This is a genomic window from Streptomyces sp. NPDC048389, from assembly GCF_040706335.1.
In the GTDB taxonomy this organism is placed as follows: domain Bacteria; phylum Actinomycetota; class Actinomycetes; order Streptomycetales; family Streptomycetaceae; genus Streptomyces.
This window is the reverse complement of the sequence record NZ_JBEZKP010000071.1, coordinates 1-14,691: the sequence shown is the minus strand read 5'-3', so window position 1 is coordinate 14,691 and position 14,691 is coordinate 1. Positions and strand designations below refer to the sequence as shown.

Here is a 14,691-nt window from a genome sequence, read left to right as displayed (position 1 = left end):
CCGATGTCCACCGAGACCCTGACCCGGCGCCAGCGCCTGGTCGACGAGCAGAACACCCTGTGGCACCGCATGCAGGAGATCATGAACGGTGCCGAGGCGGCAGGCCGCGACCTGTCCGCCGAGGAGCGGACCAACTGGGACCAGGCCGAGGCGCGGCTGACCGAGGTGTCCAGCGACCTCGAGCGCCTCGAGCGGATGGCCCAGCTCGGGTCCGTCGACCGCAACCAGATCGTCACGACCACGGACCGCGGCGACGACGAGGAGGCCGACGCCGCCCGGTACGCCGAGGCGTTCGGCCTGTACCTGCGGTACGGCATGGAGGGCCTGCAGGGCGAGCAGCGGCAGCTGCTGCAGGGCGGGTTCAACCAGCTGACCCAGCGCGCCATGGGCACCACCCCGGACACCATGGGCGGCTACCTGGTGCCGGACACATTCCGAGCCACGATGACCGAGACGATGAAGGCATACGGCGGTCTGCTCAACATCTGCTCGGTGATCACCACGGCGGACGGCGGCGGCCTGTGGTGGCCGACCAACGACGACACGAACAACGAGGGCGCCCTGCTGTCGGAGAACCAGCAGGTTCCCGAGACGGACATGGCCATCGGCCGGCGCGAGCTCGACGCCTACCTGTTCACGTCGAAGCTGGTCAAGATGTCGTGGAAGCTGATGCGGGACAGCGCGTTCGACGTCGAGTCGTGGCTGCCGCGCAAGCTCGGCGAGCGCATCGGCCGGTCCGTGGCGGGCTACCTGATCACCGGGTCCGGGGTGAAGCAGCCCGAGGGCATCGTCACTCAGGTCCGCACCGGGGCGACCGGTGCCGGCGGTCAGACCACGTCGGTCATCTACGACGACCTGGTCGACCTCGAGCACGCCATCGACCCCGCCTACCGCGGGCCGCAGTGCAAGTGGCTCATGAACGACCAGACCCTCAAGGTCCTGCGCAAGCTCAAGGACGGCGACGGGCGGCCCCTGTGGGTGCCGGTCCCGGCCCCCGGTTTCACCGCCACGCTCAACGGCTACGGGTACGCGATCGACAACAAGATGCCGGTCCCGGCCGCGTCCGCCAAGAGCATCCTGTTCGGTGACTTCCAGGCCGGATACATCGTGCGCCAGGTGCAGAACGTCACCACGATCCGCCTCAACGAGCGGTACGCCGACTTCCTGCAGTCCGGGTTCTTCGGCTACGCCGAGCTCGACGGCATGGTCGACGACGCCTCCGCGATCGCCGCATACGAGCACGCCGCGTCCTGACCCCGCTCCTCGCCCGGGGCCGCCCTCGCGATGGCCCCGGGCGGCCCACCTCCAGAAGGGACAGCCATGCCTCTCAACCCGTACGACAACGTGTTGGTGCAGCGGACGCTCGCACCGGCCGCGCGCACCGCGACGGCGAACGGCACCACCGTCGACCGTGCCGCCGACGGCGCCCGCTACCAGGACGCCCTGGTCGTCATCGACGTCGGTGTCGTCACCGACGGCACGCACACCTTCGCCGTCGAGGAGTCGGCCGACGGCAGCGACTGGGCAGCGGCCGCGGACGCCGACCTGCAGGGCGCCGAGCCCGCGGTGACGTCCAGCAACGACGACACTGTCTACGAGATCGGCTACACCGGCGCCGCGCGCTACCTGCGCGTCGCCGTGACCGTGGCCGGTGCGACGACCGGCGGCATCTACTCCGCGGCTGTCGTGCTGTCCAACGCGCGCCGTGGCCCGGTGGACCGCGACTGATGGCCACCATCCGCGTCCTGCAGGCCATCGGCGGCCTGGACTTCTCGTGGGCGCCCGGCGACCTGGTCGACCTGCCCGACGAGGAGGCCGCCAAGTGGGCCGACGGCAACCGGGCCGAGCTCGCCGACCAGGCGCCACCCGCCCCCATCACCCCTGACCCCGCGGCGCCGGCCGACAACGCCCCGCTGTCAGCCGCCCCCAACGACCCCGACGAGGAGAACGGCGCGGGCGCCAGAAGCGACGACCCCGTCCTGTTCAACCCCGCCGACCACAACGTCAAGGACGTCCTCGAGTACCTCGACGGCGCGGGCGAGGAGGAAGCCATGCGCGTGCTGCAACTGGAAGAGAACGCCGAGCAGCCCCGCAGGGGCATCGTCGGCCAGCGCGGCTCGGTCCTCGAACGCGCCCAGGCCAACGACCAGGCCACCGAGCGGGCCGCCGAAGCCTCCCGAGGCGGCGGCCGCGGCGACGTCATCGAGACCCGCTGACCGGAGAGGGTGAGCCGTGCCGTACGACCTCGGCGCCACCGCGCGCCTGACCGCACAGTGCCGGGACCCGGACGGCACGGCCACCACCGCGGCCACCGCCACGGTGACGGTGACACTGCCCGACAGCAGCACCGCCACCCCGACCGCCACGGAGACCGCCACCCCGGGCACCTACCACGCCGACTACGTCACCGAGCAGCCCGGGCGGCACACCGTCCGCTGGCAGTTCACCGACCCGGCGCACGCCTACACCGATGTGCTGGACGTGCTTGAGGCGGCGCCTCCGGCGATCCTGTCGCTGGCCGACGCCAAGCAGCATCTGAACATCCGTAGCTCGGACGACGACGGCGAGGTGCGCTACTGGAACAACGTCACGACCAGGGCGGTCGAGTTCTACACCGGCCCGATCGTGCCCCGCTCCATCACCGAGGAGCACACCGTGCGCAGCGCCGTGACGGTGGTCCTGCTGCACACGCCGGTTCAGGAGGTGACGGCTGTCGCATCCCTCCTGACCGGGGGCACCGCTCCCGACGTCGCCGACCTGGCCGTGAACGGGGCCACCGGTGAGGTGTACCGCCCGGACGGCGGCCGGCTGTCCGGGCGGCTGCGGTTCACCTACCGGGCCGGGCGCACCACGATCCGGGAGAACTTCCCCGCCGCCGCGCGCATCATCCTCGGCCACCTGTGGCGCACACAGCGTGCCGGCCGCCGCGGCGGCGTGGCCGGCGGCGGAGACGACTACTCCGTGACCGATCCGATCCCCGGCATCGGCTACGCCGTACCCAACCGGGCGCTGGAGCTTCTGGCCCCGGACCGACTTCCCCCTGGAGTGGCCTGATGGGATCCCGAGTGCCCGAAGTACTCGACACGCTGGTGCAGATGGGCCAGACCGATCCCGAGCTGGACGGGGTCACCGTGACGGACGGCCCGGAGGTCACCGAAGACTCCGCGCAGGACTGGCTGATCGTCGGCTTCGACGGCGACCCCGACAGCGACTTCGTGGCGGCGCAGACCGTCGGCGGCTGGGCCGGACTCGGCACGCGCCGCGAGGAGCAGTTCCAGGTCACCGTCGCGGCGATCGCCTCCCGGGGTGACACCGATGTGCGGGCCGCCCGCATGCGGGCGTATGAGATCGGTGCCCGGGTGGAGGCGTGGCTGGACGCCGCGCCGAGCCTGGGGCTTGAGGGGCTGGAGGCGGCGATCGAGGCGAGCCAGCTCACTCAGCCCCAACTCGACACAGGCGTACAGGCGGTGCTGCTGCTGACGGTGGCCGGCTCCGCATTCACGTAGAGGAGACGAGATTCATGGCTGCACTGACAACGACAGTGGTGGGCCTGGGCGGTGCAACCGTGCAGTGGGAGCCGGCGGACGTAGCCGGGGACGACTGCCAGACCGGGGCCGGTGTGCTGCTCTGGGTTCGCAACAGCGACGCGTCCAGCCACACGGTGACGCTGGTGACGCCGGGCACCGTGAACGGCCTGGGAATCGACGACCGGGTGGTCCCCGTGGCGGCCGGCGCCGACGTCCCGATCCCGGTCATCAGCGACTACCGGGACCCGTCCACGGGCCGGGCGTCGATCACGTACGACGCGGTCACCTCGGTCGAGGTGGCTGTGATCAGGGTGCCCGTCTGATGAGCCCCGTGAGGATGTTCCACCCCGAGCTGCCGGCCGAGCAGCAGATCGAGGTGCACGAGAGGGCGGTGCCGCATCACCAGGCGGCAGGCTGGCAGGTCGTCGAAGACCCGCCGCGCACGACCACAACGACCACAAAGACCGCGGGCGGCCGCCGGCGGCGAAAGGGAGATGACAGCTGATGGCCACTCCGATCAACTCCTCGATCCGGTACTACCGGCGGGGCATCACGAAGGTGCTGTGGGTACCGACCATCGCGTCCATGTCCGCGCCGTCCCGGGCGGAGCTGAACGCCGGCACCGCGCTGGAGGGCGAGACCGGCGCCATGGCGGGCTGGCAGACCACGTCCGGCACCGTGCCCACCCCGGCGCTCGGCTCCCGGTTCACGCCGGTCGTGGGCGGCGAGATCACCGCCGCCGACTCGTCGCTGACTTTCTGGGCCAGCAAGGACGGCGACGACGTCCGCACCCTGCTGACCCGGGAGGCCACCGGCTTCATCGTGTGGATGGACGAGGGTGACGTCGAGGCCCAGACCATGGACGTGTACCCGGTGACCGTCACCTCGCAGGCCAAGGTCCGCGAGTTGGACTCCGCGTCGCAGATCATGTGCCAGTTCGCGATCACCTCGGAGCCCGCCGAGAACGTCGCCATCCCGGCCGCCTGATGGCCGGCAGCGTACAGATCCTGGGCACCGGCCAGCTGCTGGAACTGTCCCGCCGCATGCGTGCGGCGGGCGGTCCCCGGATCCGGCAGAACACGACCCGCCGGATCCGGCGCGCTGCGGAGCCGCTGCACCGCGACCTGCAACGGGCCATCACCACGGTGCAGTTGCCCGGCTCGGGGCGCACGGGGCGGGGCGGGCCGTCGCCCACCACGCGTCCGCTGCGGGCGACGATCGCGGGCGCTGTGCGGATCAGCGTCCGCTCCGGTGCTAGCCCCGGGGCCCGGGTGTGGATCGACCGGGGCCGGCTCCCTGCCGACATCCGGAACATGCCGTGGGTCATCAACGAGGGCAGGGTCAGGCACCCGGTGTTCGGCAACCGCCGTCGGTGGGCGACCCAATGGGCGCGGCCGACGGGCTGGTGGACGCGCACCGTCCAGGCCGGTACGCCGCGGATGCGGGCCGAAGTCGAGCGGGTCCTGGGCGACGTCCGCCGGGACCTCCAGTAAAGGAAGGGCAGCACGTGATCATCACGTACACGCAGGACGACGGCACGGTGGAGCGGTGGTCGACGGAGGACCTCTCCGCTCTGGAGGCGGCCGACATCGAGGAGGCCATGGGCGGAGACATCCCGTGGCGCGGAATCGAGAACCTGCTGCGCGCGCAGGACGTCACCGCGCTGCGGGCCGTGCTCTGGAGATTCCGTCGACGGGAAGACAAGGACCTCGAGTTCGCGACCTTCGACGTGCCCGGCTGGAAGCGGCGGCTGAAGGCGCGTATCGAGCGCTCGGAGATCGACGACGTGTTCACCCAGATCCTGAGCCAGGCCCTCGCGAAGAACGAGGACGCCACCATCGACGCGGTGGTCCCGGACCTGCGCAAGCTGGCCGAAGATCCGAAGGACCTCGACCGGGCGCTCGACGCCCTGGGAAAAGGCCACTTGGTGCGCCACCGCCAGGACTCCGAGGACTGATCACCGAGTACCGGTGGCTCCTTGCCCACTACCTCCACATCCGGCCGTGGGAGATCAGGCTGATGTCCGCCGACGATCTCGAGTCAGCGGTGGCGTGGATCCGCCAGTACACCGCTACACGATGAAGGAGGTGAGCCGTGGAGCGTCTCACCTTCACCCTCGCCGGCCGTGACGAGCTGTCCCGCGTGCTCAACAACACGGGGGACAGTGCGGACCGGCTGCGCCTGCGGATGGCCGGTATCACCGCGGACGCCAACGGCAACCTGCGTGATCTGCAGGGCCAGCTGCTGTCGACGGCCGACGCGCAGCGGATTCTCGACGACCGCACCGGCATCGTGCGGCAGCGCTTCGACGCGCTGTCGGACGCGTCCGGGCGTCTCGGTGAGTCGCTGAAGGCGAACCTGATCTCGCTGGCTCCGGCCGCGATCCCGGCCACCGCAGGTCTGGCCAGCAGCGCGGCCGCACTCGCCGGACAGTTCGGCGCGGTCGCCGTGGCAGCCGGCGTCTACGCCCTGGCGCTCGGCCCGCAGATCGGGAAGATCAGCGAGGCCCGCGAGGCGCACGGGAAGTACGAGCAGGCCGTGGCTGCCTCGGGGCGGGGCAGCCAGGAGGCGGCGAAGGCACAGCAGGAGTACGAGCGGCAGCTGGCCACGATGCCGCCCGCCACCCGTGAGGCGGCGATCGCCGTCGGCCTCCTCGCGGACGGTTTCGAGGAGTGGTCCGACAGCCTCTCCGGCGACGTGATGGCCCCCTTCACCAAGGGCGTCGCTGTCACCAACGCGCTGCTGCCGAAGACGACCGGCCTGGTCAAGGGTGCGTCCACGCAGTTCGACCGGCTGATCACGCTGGTCGGCGGGGCGATCTCCACGCCGGGGTTCGACCGGCTGAACACGAAGTTCACCGACTTCTCCGAGCGGACCATGCGCCGCGGTGTCGACGCGCTGACGCGCTTCCTGGCCAAGGTCGACAGCGGCCAGTTCGACGGCGGGCCGCTCGCCGAGTTCTTCGACTACGCCAAGGAGAACGGGCCGCTGGTGTGGGACACCCTCGGGAACATCGGGGACGCCCTGATGAACCTGCTGGAGGCCGGGTCGGGCGTAGGCGTCGGCATGCTCGAGGTCATCAACGTTCTCTCCGGGATCGTGTCGGCGGTGCCGCCCGACGCGATCGCCACCCTGCTGCAGCTGGCCATCGCCATCAAGGCGGTCAAGCTCGCCGCGGCCGGCGGCGCTGCGGCAAGTGCCGCGGCGGCTGCGTTCGCTGTGCAGATCGGTGCGATGCGGGCGGCCGCGGCCTCGGCACCCGGGCCGCTCGCCGCCACCACCGCGGCGATCGGCACGCTCGGCCGCACGGCGAAGCTGGCCATGGCGGGCACGGGTATCGGGCTGCTCCTGATCGCAGTCTCCGAGCTGTCCCAGTCGGGCAAGGAAGCCGCTCCCGACGTGGACAAGCTGACGACGTCGCTGGGCGAGCTGGGCCGCACGGGCAAGGCCACGGGCTACGCGGCCGAGCTGTTCGGCGCGGACCTGGGCAAGCTGCGGGAGCAGGTCCAGGCGGTGATGGACCCGTCCGTCGCGGACAAGATCAACGACTGGGGCGCCAGCGTCACCAACGACTTCCTTGACGCCAGCGACTCCACGGAGAAGTTCACCACGAACATCACCGCGACCGACGAGGGTCTCGCCGCCCTGGTGTCCGGCGGCAAGGCCGACCTGGCGGCGGCCGCGCTCAAGGCCATGACGGCGGAGATGAGCCCGGAGGAGGTCGAGAAGTTCACCGGGTCGCTCGAAGGCTACAAGGCGGCCTTGGCCGCGCAGGCGCTCGAGCAGAAGCTGGCCGTCGAGTCCATGGGCCTGTTCGGGGACCAGGCGGTGAAGGTGCAGCGGCAGCTCGACGCACAGAAGCAGAGTGCCGAGGGACTGCGCCAGTCGATCATCGCGCTCAACGACACGAACCGCAGCGCCTACGACTCGCAGATCAAGTTCGAGTCGTCCATCGACGCGCTGACGGAAGCCTTCAAGGAGAACGGGGCGACGCTCGACCTCAACACCGACGCGGGCCGGTCGAACGGGCAGGCCATGTCCGCGGCCGCGAAGGCGCACGACGAGATGCTGGAGTCCGGCCTCGCCGCGGGCGAGTCCCTCGGGTCGATGACGAAGAAGTCGGACCAGCTGCGGGGCCAGATGCTGAAGCTGGCCGAAGCGACGGGCATGAACGACCAGCAGGCCCGCGACTACGTCGAGACCCTGCTGGGCACACCCGGCGAGATCAAGACCGCGGTCAAGCTCGAGCGGCAGGACGCCGTGGAGGGCCTGCACACCGTGCAGGAAGAGATCCGCAAGACACCCGGGGCCAAGAGCATCAAGGTCGACACGCTCAACGCCGCGGCGCTCAAGGCGCTCGAGGCCGTGGGGATCAAGACCCGGAGACTGCCGGACGGGCGGACCGAGGTGTTTACGAGGAACGGCAGCGCCCTCAGTGACATCGCCGCCGTGCGCCGCGCCATGGACAACCTCGACGGGAACACGGCGAACACGTACGTGTACACGACGTACATCCGCAGGCCGGCGCCTGGTGACGCCAACGCGAACGGCATACCCGACAGCATCGAGCGCCTGGCGCAGGGCGGTCCCATTGGCCGGTACGCGGGCGGCGGGCCGATCCCTGGGTTCCCTGGCGGCGGGCTGCTGATGGGCCCGGGCACGCCGACGTCGGACTCGATTCTGCTGTGGGGGTCGACCGGCGAGTACATGGTGCGCGCGGCGGCGGTGGCGAAGTACGGGCTGAAGTTCATGGACGCCCTGAACGAGGGGCGACTGCCGGCGGGTCGGGCTGCGCCGCGGGCGGGTATGCCGGCGGCTCCGGTGGCCGGCACGGCGGCAGTGGGCGAGCGGCCGGGGGTGACGTACAACGTGTATCCGCGCCAGTCGGTGATCAGTGTGGAGGACCTGCGGCTGTTGCAGCGGCAGGAGGAGGCGCGCCAGCGCGTGGGGAGGCCACGGTAGATGCCCCTGGTCACAGCACCGGTCGCGCCGGCGCCGGAGACTCCGCCGCCCATCGAGTTGCCGGAGATCGGCTACGCGTCGGTCACCTACATCGATCCGGCCGGTACTCGGTGGCCGATGACCGACCTGGCGGCCGACTGGTACACGCTCGCCGAGGGGGTGTCCGGGCTGGGCGCCGCGCCCTACGTGCTGACCTCGGACCCGCACCCGCGCGGTGGTGCGCGGTTGCGGCATGTGCAGCCGCAGCCGCGGACGATCGTGTGGCCCGTGCTCGTGAAGGGCACGGATCACATGGCGTTCACGGCGAACTGGCGGGCGCTGGCGAAGGCGTTCACCCGCACGCTGCGGCTCGGGCCGGACGGGACCCGCACGGCGGGGACGCTGGAGGTGGCGCGGCCGGACGGCAGCAGGCGCACGATCGCCGTGTACTACCAGGACGGGTGGGACGGGCTCGGCCGGGTGGCGACCGGTATCACCTGGGACAGCGCCGTTCTCACCCTGTGGTGCGAGGACCCGTACTGGGTCGACACCCGGACCGTCGTGGTGCACCGCGAGCAGGGGAGCGGCGAGGATTATCTCCAGCCCTATCCGTCGGTGTCCTCCAGCCAGGTGCTCGGCGCGACGACCGTGGAGAATCCGGGGGACATTCCGGTGTGGCCGACGTGGACGATCACCGGCCCGGCATCGCTGGTGACTTTCACCAGGACGGACACGGGCGAGTCTTTCGTGATCGACCCCAACGACCCGTCCATCGGGCACGGTGACCTCCTCGCCGGAGAGAAGGTCACCGTCAGCACGGACCCGCCGCAGGTCCGCTATCAGGACGGCTCCAACTGGTTCGGGGCCCTGAACTGGCCGGACGCCACGCTGTGGGGCCTGGACCCGGGTGACAACCCGATCACCTTTCAACTGGACGGCGCTGGTGCCGGGAGCTCCGTCGACCTGACGTTCCACCCGCGCTACGAGACCGCGTAGGGGAGGGCAGCCATGGCGGTCCAGCTTCTCGTCACCGACGAGGACCTCATCGTGCAGGGCGATCCACTGGCCGACTGGGGCAACCTCGACGCCACGCTGCGGTTCAATGAGCCGGGATCCGGCTCGGTGGACCTGGTCGCGCACCCCTACGTCATGGAGCAGCTGCAGCCCGGCCACCGCCTGGTCGTCGTCCGTGACGGCGGGATCTGGATGGGCGGCCCCATGGAAATCCCCACGGATTTCTCGTGGGGGATCGGCGGCACGGGTGAGGCACCGCCGGGCAAGGTGAAGGTCAACTTCTCCGACGACCTGGCGCGCCCGGCCGGATACCTGACGTGGGCCGATCCCGCGTCGGCGTGGTCGGCGCAGCCGGACACCGCCCGGCAGATCCTGTCCACGAACGCCGAGGTCATCATCCGCACCCTGGTGTCGGAGAACTGCGGGCAGGCGGCGCTCGCCGCGCGGCAGATCCCCAACTTCGCGCTGGCCGCGCTGGCCGGGGTCGGCACCACGACCAGCGTCAACACCCGGTTCGAGGGGCTGCTGGCGACGTGCCGGCGTGTGGCGATCGACGGCGGCGGCCTGGGTTTCCGCACCCGCCAGACGAGCAGTCAGATCGAGTTCGAGGTGTACCAGCCACAGGACTTGACCGCGACGGCCCGCTTCTCCGAGGGTCTGGGGAACCTTCGGGCGGTCACCTTCAAGCGCAGTGCGCCGACGGTGACGCACGCGCTGGTCTCAGGCTCCGACCAGGCCAGCCCCCGGGTCTATGTCGAGGTCGCCGACGCCGTGGCGGCCGCGGCCTGGTGGCGCGTCGAGCAGCTCGTCAGCGGCACCGCCGACGACGACACCAACGGTGAGCTGACCCAGGAAGGCACCGAGGCTCTGGCCGACGGCGCCCAGCCGGTGGAGCTCGCCACGGTCACCGTCGACACACCAGACCTGAAGGCAGGCCGCGACTTCGGCCTGGGCGACAAGGTCACCGTGGTGCTGCCGACCGGTCTGGAAGTGGCGGACCTGGTGCGCTCCATCCACCTGCAGGCCACCCCCAATTCCGGCGAGTACGTCACGTCGATTGTCGGCTCCCCTTCGGCGACATCCGATCCGCAGATGGTGCGGCTGGTACGCGACCTGAGCCGCAGGCTCGGCAGAATCGAAGCGAGGTAGACGTGGCCCAGAACTCGTGGCCGTCCCCCAACCACAACAGCAGGAACGTCAGCGACGCCGAGTACGAGAAGATCGCTTCGCGCTTCTCGGACGACGGGGTGGACGGGTCCCCTGCGGACACGGCCGTCTGCTCGGCGGGCACCGGCCTACAGGTGACCGTGCGCTCCGGCGTCTACGCCTCGGTACGCGGACACACCTGGTACTCCGGCTCGGTAGACGACACCCTCTCCATCGCCTCCAACTCTTCCGGCTCCACGCGCATCGACCGCATCGTGGTCCAGCTCGACCGCTCCACGTGGGACGTGCGGGCGGTCGTCGTGCAGGGCACACCCGGTGCAGGCGCGCCTGCTCTGACCCGGGACGCGGGCAGCACGGGTGTGTGGGAGATCCCGCTCGCGCAGGTCACGGTCATCGACTCGGCGACGTCGGTCACGGTCACCCGCGAGGAGCAGTACGTCGGCGGCCGGACCAGGCCGTGCACCTCCACGACCCGGCCCCCGCACCCACGCCGTGGCGACCAGATCTACGAGACCAACACTGGCCGCTGGTACGGCTGGACGGGCGGCGCGTGGGTCCTCACCTACGAGGACACCGGCGAGCTCGCGCTGAGCGCGGGCGAGTCCAGCTGGGAGAGCATCGCCGACCAGGTCGGCCGCCGTATCGGCAGCGCAGTGACGCTGCGCATCAGCAAGCGCCGCAAGACCACGCTGTCGCGATCCGACGCGGACGGCTCCAAGGTCGCCATCGTCCCCAGCGCTCTGCGCCCGATCACCCGGAATCACTTCTTCGCCTGCACCTTCTCCAACGGCCAGACCGGCCGCGTGGATGTCGGGATCGACGGCGAGATGTGGGTGAAGTTCCTGTCCGGGGACGTCGGCGCCGGCCACACCCTGACCCTGACCATGACCTACCTGCGGTACTAAGGAGCCCTTATTTATGGCCAGGCACAGGTTCGGCGGCATCGCCGACTACGTCATCTCCCTCGGCGCCGACGACGCCGCCACCCTTGAGCCGTCCACGACCGTCACCGCGTGGAACGCGGCGAGTGACGGCACGCAGTACACCGACCTGGTGGAAACCGACGGGGCCACACCCATCACCACCCTCACCACCGACGCCAACGGCGCCCTCCCCGAGTTCTTCGGCCCGGACGGGGTGCGCAGCATGTACCTCGACGCCAACGGCGGCGCAGGCCCCCGCCGGCGCACGGTGGCCACCGACCTCGGCGACGACCTGACCACCGTCGAGAACGACCTCAGCGCGCTGACGGGCACCGCGCTGACGACGGACGCGATCACGACCGCCGGGGACCTGCTCGCCGGGACCGGGGTCACCACGGTGGCACGGGTCGGGGTGGCCAGCGACGGCATGACGCTCGTCGCCGACTCCCTGCAGACGACGAAGATGCGGTGGTCCTCAGCCTGGCGGCGCCGCGACCTGCCCGATCCGGTACTCGCCGAGACCCTCACCGACGACACGCCCACGATCCAGGTCAACGGGCCGCAGTCCACGTCGTCCATCCCCAGCGCGCAGGCCAAGCTCACCCCGGACACCGGGCCGTTCCTGTACCTGGGCGCTGGCGACTTTGAGTTCGGGTCGACGTTCCCGGACACGGAGCTGTACCGGCCGACGTCCCGCTACCCCAACACCTACAGCTCGGGTCAGTCGAACTGGGCGGTGGAGTTCATGACCGACGCGAGCACGTTCGGCATCCAGTTCAAGTACATGAGTTCGGCGACGAAGTACCGGCTGACTGTCGACGGGCGGAAGGTGACCGACCTGCCGCAGCTCACCGGCGCCTCGTCGGAAGGATCCCGCCACGAGCTGCAGGTGACGTTCGCGACGGCCAAGCCGCGCCGCATCCGGTTCGATGTGACGACGTTCCCGTTCGGCGGCCTGTTCCTCGGTCCCGGCGCCACCGCGTGGAAGCCAACCTCCCGTGGCGGGCGGCTCGGAGTCCTCGGCGACTCTATTTCGGGCGGCTCCGATGAGAACGCGGGTAGCGGGATCGGGTCTTGGTTCTACCGGGCGGCGCGGATGCTGGGTTGCACGGACGCATGGAATCAGTCCCGGGGCGGCACCGGCTACATCACCCCCGGCAGCTACACGACGTTCGGAAACCGGGTAGCCGGAGACATCGACCCGTACTCGTTCGACCGGCTGATCGTGTGGGGCGGCTACAACGACTCGGGCGGCGACCAAGGCGCCATCGGTACGGCAGCCGAGGCACTGTTCGACTCGCTGAAAGCGGCGGCCGTACCGGGCTGCGACATCTACGTGCTGGGCTGCTGGTCCCCGCTCGGCTCACCGACAGCCACCCTCACCAACACAGACGCCACCCTGAAAGCAGCCGCGCTCGCCGAAGGGCTGCCCTTCATCTCCCCCATCACCGGCTCCGTCTACGACGCTGCGGGCACGCTGCTCGACACCCAAGGCGCGTGGATCACCACCGCCAACGCGACCGGCTACATCGGCGGCGACGGCGTCCACCCGAACGACTCCGGTCACGCCTACCTCGCGCGGCGGATCGTCGAGGCGCTCAAGGTCCTCATGCCCGCCTGACCCGCTCCCACCCTTCCGCTCCGCGCCCCCGCAAGGCTGGGGGCATTCGCATGTCTGGAGGCATGAATGAAGCTGGTCCCAAGGGCTTCCTGGGGGGCGCGCCCCTACCGGCAGCCCTCCGGCGGCATCACCTACTCCCGGGCCCGCCGCGGGGTGAAGCTCCACTATCTCGGCACCGGGTACTCCGATCGGCTGCACGACGACTGCGCCGCCTACGTCCGCCGGATCCAGGCGTCCCACATGGACGGCAACGACTGGTCCGACATCGGCTACAGCTTCGTCGTCTGCACCCACGGGGCCGTGTACGAGGGCCGCGGCCTGCGCCGCCGCAACTCGGCGAACGGCAACACGACGCTGAATGAGGAGTGCTACGCGGTGCTGCTGCTCGTCGGCTCCTCCGGGCTCACCCAGCCCACGACCGCACAGTTGCACGGCGCCCGCGACGCCATCGACTACTGCCGCGAGGAAGGCCCCGCCGGCCTTTGGCTCGGCGGCCACCGCGACGGCTACGCCACCAGCTGCCCCGGCGACGCCGTCTACGCCTGGGCCAAGGCCGGCGCACCCCGCCCCAGCTCCGCCCAGTCCGAGGAGGACGACATGCCCACCGCTGATGAGATCGCCAAGGCCGTGGTGAGGGAACTCATCGCCGCCGGCGGCGTCCTTGAGAACTCCGACCTGGACCGGATCTGGAACCGGGACATCATCCCGGCCGCCCGGCCGCCGCACGCGAACGAGGACTACCCCGGCAACGCGACCTGGTCGGCGAAGTACGCGATCCAGACCGGCGTCGAGTCCGGCCGCCGCGCGGTCGCCCTCCTCGAGGAACTCCTGGACCTGGTCCGCGCAGGCGGCATCGACACCCAGGCCGTGATCGCCGCCCTGCAGACCACCGTCGCCCCCGCTCTCGCCGACACCCTCGCCGACCGACTCAAGGACTGAGGCACCCCATGAAGAGCTCCAGTAAGCGCACCGTGCGCACCGTCCTGCAGACCGGCGTCGGCGTCGCCGTGGCCCTGCCCGCCATCGTGGACGCCTCCGGAATCCCCGACACCCTGCCCTGGGTGGGCGCCGCACTCGCGACCGCCGGCGGCCTCGCCCGGGTCATGGCCCTCCCCAGCGTCGAGCGGCTGCTCGACAGGTTCGGTCTCGGCCTGGTCGACGAGGGAGGGGGCCTGTGAGTGAGAGCACGGGCGTGCCCGCCGTCGACAGCCTGGTCGTCTGGTCGCTTGCTGCGGTCGCGATCTGCGCGGGGCTCGGCCTGCTGTGGCGCCTCGTCCGCGGCGTGCGGAGGATCGCCACCCGGGTGGACGACTTCGTCGACGACTGGCAGGGCGTACCGCCCCGCCCCGGAGTGCCAGAACGCAAAGGGGTGATGGAGCGCCTGGACGGGATTGAGGAGCGCCTGACCTCCGTCGAGCACGAACTGCACCCGAACTCGGGCCAGTCGCTGCGGGACGCTGTCGACCGCGTCGACGTAGCCCTGAACGGACCACCCCCG

18 protein-coding genes are annotated in these 14,691 nt (G+C 70.7%); all 18 read left to right on the top strand.

The annotated features are described in order from the left end of the window. Positions 1 to 3: 3 nt before the first annotated feature. Positions 4 to 1,254 (top strand): phage major capsid protein, encoded by a 1,251-nt coding sequence (locus tag AB0903_RS30975; RefSeq protein WP_366708055.1) that lies wholly within the window; start codon positions 4 to 6, stop codon positions 1,252 to 1,254. 66 nt (positions 1,255 to 1,320) lie between these two features. Then, entirely contained in the window at positions 1,321 to 1,728 is a 408-nt protein-coding gene (locus tag AB0903_RS30970; RefSeq protein ID WP_366708054.1) for a hypothetical protein, read from the top strand. Further along, entirely contained in the window at positions 1,728 to 2,216 is a 489-nt protein-coding gene (locus tag AB0903_RS30965; protein WP_366708053.1) for a hypothetical protein, read from the top strand. Before AB0903_RS30970 ends, AB0903_RS30965 begins: the two co-directional genes overlap by 1 nt. Before the next feature lie 16 nt (positions 2,217 to 2,232). Further along, the gene (locus tag AB0903_RS30960) at positions 2,233 to 3,054 is read left to right on the top strand and encodes a hypothetical protein (protein ID WP_366708052.1); all 822 of its coding nucleotides are present in this window, start codon (positions 2,233 to 2,235) and stop codon (positions 3,052 to 3,054) included. Then, complete coding sequence (locus AB0903_RS30955; protein ID WP_366708051.1) at positions 3,054 to 3,506, top strand: hypothetical protein; 453 nt, start codon at positions 3,054 to 3,056, stop codon at positions 3,504 to 3,506. Before AB0903_RS30960 ends, AB0903_RS30955 begins: the two co-directional genes overlap by 1 nt. 14 nt (positions 3,507 to 3,520) lie before the next feature. Then, positions 3,521 to 3,850, top strand: a complete 330-nt coding sequence (locus AB0903_RS30950) for a hypothetical protein (protein ID WP_366708050.1) — start codon at positions 3,521 to 3,523, stop codon at positions 3,848 to 3,850. Beyond that, entirely contained in the window at positions 3,850 to 4,032 is a 183-nt protein-coding gene (locus AB0903_RS30945; RefSeq protein WP_366708049.1) for a hypothetical protein, read from the top strand. Before AB0903_RS30950 ends, AB0903_RS30945 begins: the two co-directional genes overlap by 1 nt. Continuing rightward, on the top strand, positions 4,032 to 4,514 hold the full coding sequence (locus AB0903_RS30940) for a hypothetical protein (protein WP_366708048.1): 483 nt from the start codon (positions 4,032 to 4,034) through the stop codon (positions 4,512 to 4,514). The genes AB0903_RS30945 and AB0903_RS30940 overlap by 1 nt, the downstream gene beginning before the upstream one ends. Then, entirely contained in the window at positions 4,514 to 5,020 is a 507-nt protein-coding gene (locus AB0903_RS30935) for a hypothetical protein (protein WP_366708047.1), read from the top strand. Before AB0903_RS30940 ends, AB0903_RS30935 begins: the two co-directional genes overlap by 1 nt. A gap of 14 nt (positions 5,021 to 5,034) precedes the next feature. After that, positions 5,035 to 5,484, top strand: coding sequence for a hypothetical protein (locus AB0903_RS30930; protein ID WP_366708046.1), 450 nt, complete (start codon positions 5,035 to 5,037; stop codon positions 5,482 to 5,484). Between the two features lie 137 nt (positions 5,485 to 5,621). Further along, a complete protein-coding gene (locus tag AB0903_RS30925) occupies positions 5,622 to 8,489 on the top strand; it encodes a hypothetical protein (protein WP_366708045.1) in 2,868 nt (955 codons plus the stop codon). Beyond that, positions 8,490 to 9,464, top strand: coding sequence for a phage tail protein (locus AB0903_RS30920; protein WP_366708044.1), 975 nt, complete (start codon positions 8,490 to 8,492; stop codon positions 9,462 to 9,464). A gap of 12 nt (positions 9,465 to 9,476) precedes the next feature. Then, positions 9,477 to 10,631, top strand: coding sequence for a siphovirus ReqiPepy6 Gp37-like family protein (locus AB0903_RS30915; protein WP_366708043.1), 1,155 nt, complete (start codon positions 9,477 to 9,479; stop codon positions 10,629 to 10,631). Between the two features lie 2 nt (positions 10,632 to 10,633). Further along, on the top strand, positions 10,634 to 11,554 hold the full coding sequence (locus AB0903_RS30910) for a hypothetical protein (RefSeq protein WP_366708042.1): 921 nt from the start codon (positions 10,634 to 10,636) through the stop codon (positions 11,552 to 11,554). 13 nt (positions 11,555 to 11,567) lie between these two features. Next, on the top strand, positions 11,568 to 13,193 hold the full coding sequence (locus AB0903_RS30905; RefSeq protein ID WP_366708041.1) for an SGNH/GDSL hydrolase family protein: 1,626 nt from the start codon (positions 11,568 to 11,570) through the stop codon (positions 13,191 to 13,193). Between the two features lie 66 nt (positions 13,194 to 13,259). Then, the gene (locus AB0903_RS30900) at positions 13,260 to 14,132 is read left to right on the top strand and encodes a peptidoglycan recognition family protein (RefSeq protein ID WP_366708040.1); all 873 of its coding nucleotides are present in this window, start codon (positions 13,260 to 13,262) and stop codon (positions 14,130 to 14,132) included. A gap of 8 nt (positions 14,133 to 14,140) precedes the next feature. After that, a complete protein-coding gene (locus AB0903_RS30895; protein ID WP_366708039.1) occupies positions 14,141 to 14,371 on the top strand; it encodes a hypothetical protein in 231 nt (76 codons plus the stop codon). Beyond that, positions 14,368 to 14,691: hypothetical protein (locus AB0903_RS30890; RefSeq protein WP_366708038.1), on the top strand; the 324-nt coding region annotated here is incomplete at its 3' end. The genes AB0903_RS30895 and AB0903_RS30890, both read left to right, overlap by 4 nt.

Bases quoted from the DNA above. Each gene is read 5' to 3' on its own strand.
- AB0903_RS30975 (WP_366708055.1), top strand. From the start codon at position 4: ATGTCCACCGAGACCCTGACCCGGCGCCAGCGCCTGGTCGACGAGCAG.
- AB0903_RS30970 (WP_366708054.1), top strand. From the start codon at position 1,321: ATGCCTCTCAACCCGTACGACAACGTGTTGGTGCAGCGGACGCTCGCA.
- AB0903_RS30965 (WP_366708053.1), top strand. From the start codon at position 1,728: ATGGCCACCATCCGCGTCCTGCAGGCCATCGGCGGCCTGGACTTCTCG.
- AB0903_RS30955 (WP_366708051.1), top strand. From the start codon at position 3,054: ATGGGATCCCGAGTGCCCGAAGTACTCGACACGCTGGTGCAGATGGGC.
- AB0903_RS30950 (WP_366708050.1), top strand. From the start codon at position 3,521: ATGGCTGCACTGACAACGACAGTGGTGGGCCTGGGCGGTGCAACCGTG.
- AB0903_RS30945 (WP_366708049.1), top strand. From the start codon at position 3,850: ATGAGCCCCGTGAGGATGTTCCACCCCGAGCTGCCGGCCGAGCAGCAG.
- AB0903_RS30940 (WP_366708048.1), top strand. From the start codon at position 4,032: ATGGCCACTCCGATCAACTCCTCGATCCGGTACTACCGGCGGGGCATC.
- AB0903_RS30935 (WP_366708047.1), top strand. From the start codon at position 4,514: ATGGCCGGCAGCGTACAGATCCTGGGCACCGGCCAGCTGCTGGAACTG.
- AB0903_RS30920 (WP_366708044.1), top strand. From the start codon at position 8,490: ATGCCCCTGGTCACAGCACCGGTCGCGCCGGCGCCGGAGACTCCGCCG.
- AB0903_RS30915 (WP_366708043.1), top strand. From the start codon at position 9,477: ATGGCGGTCCAGCTTCTCGTCACCGACGAGGACCTCATCGTGCAGGGC.
- AB0903_RS30905 (WP_366708041.1), top strand. From the start codon at position 11,568: ATGGCCAGGCACAGGTTCGGCGGCATCGCCGACTACGTCATCTCCCTC.
- AB0903_RS30900 (WP_366708040.1), top strand. From the start codon at position 13,260: ATGAAGCTGGTCCCAAGGGCTTCCTGGGGGGCGCGCCCCTACCGGCAG.
- AB0903_RS30895 (WP_366708039.1), top strand. From the start codon at position 14,141: ATGAAGAGCTCCAGTAAGCGCACCGTGCGCACCGTCCTGCAGACCGGC.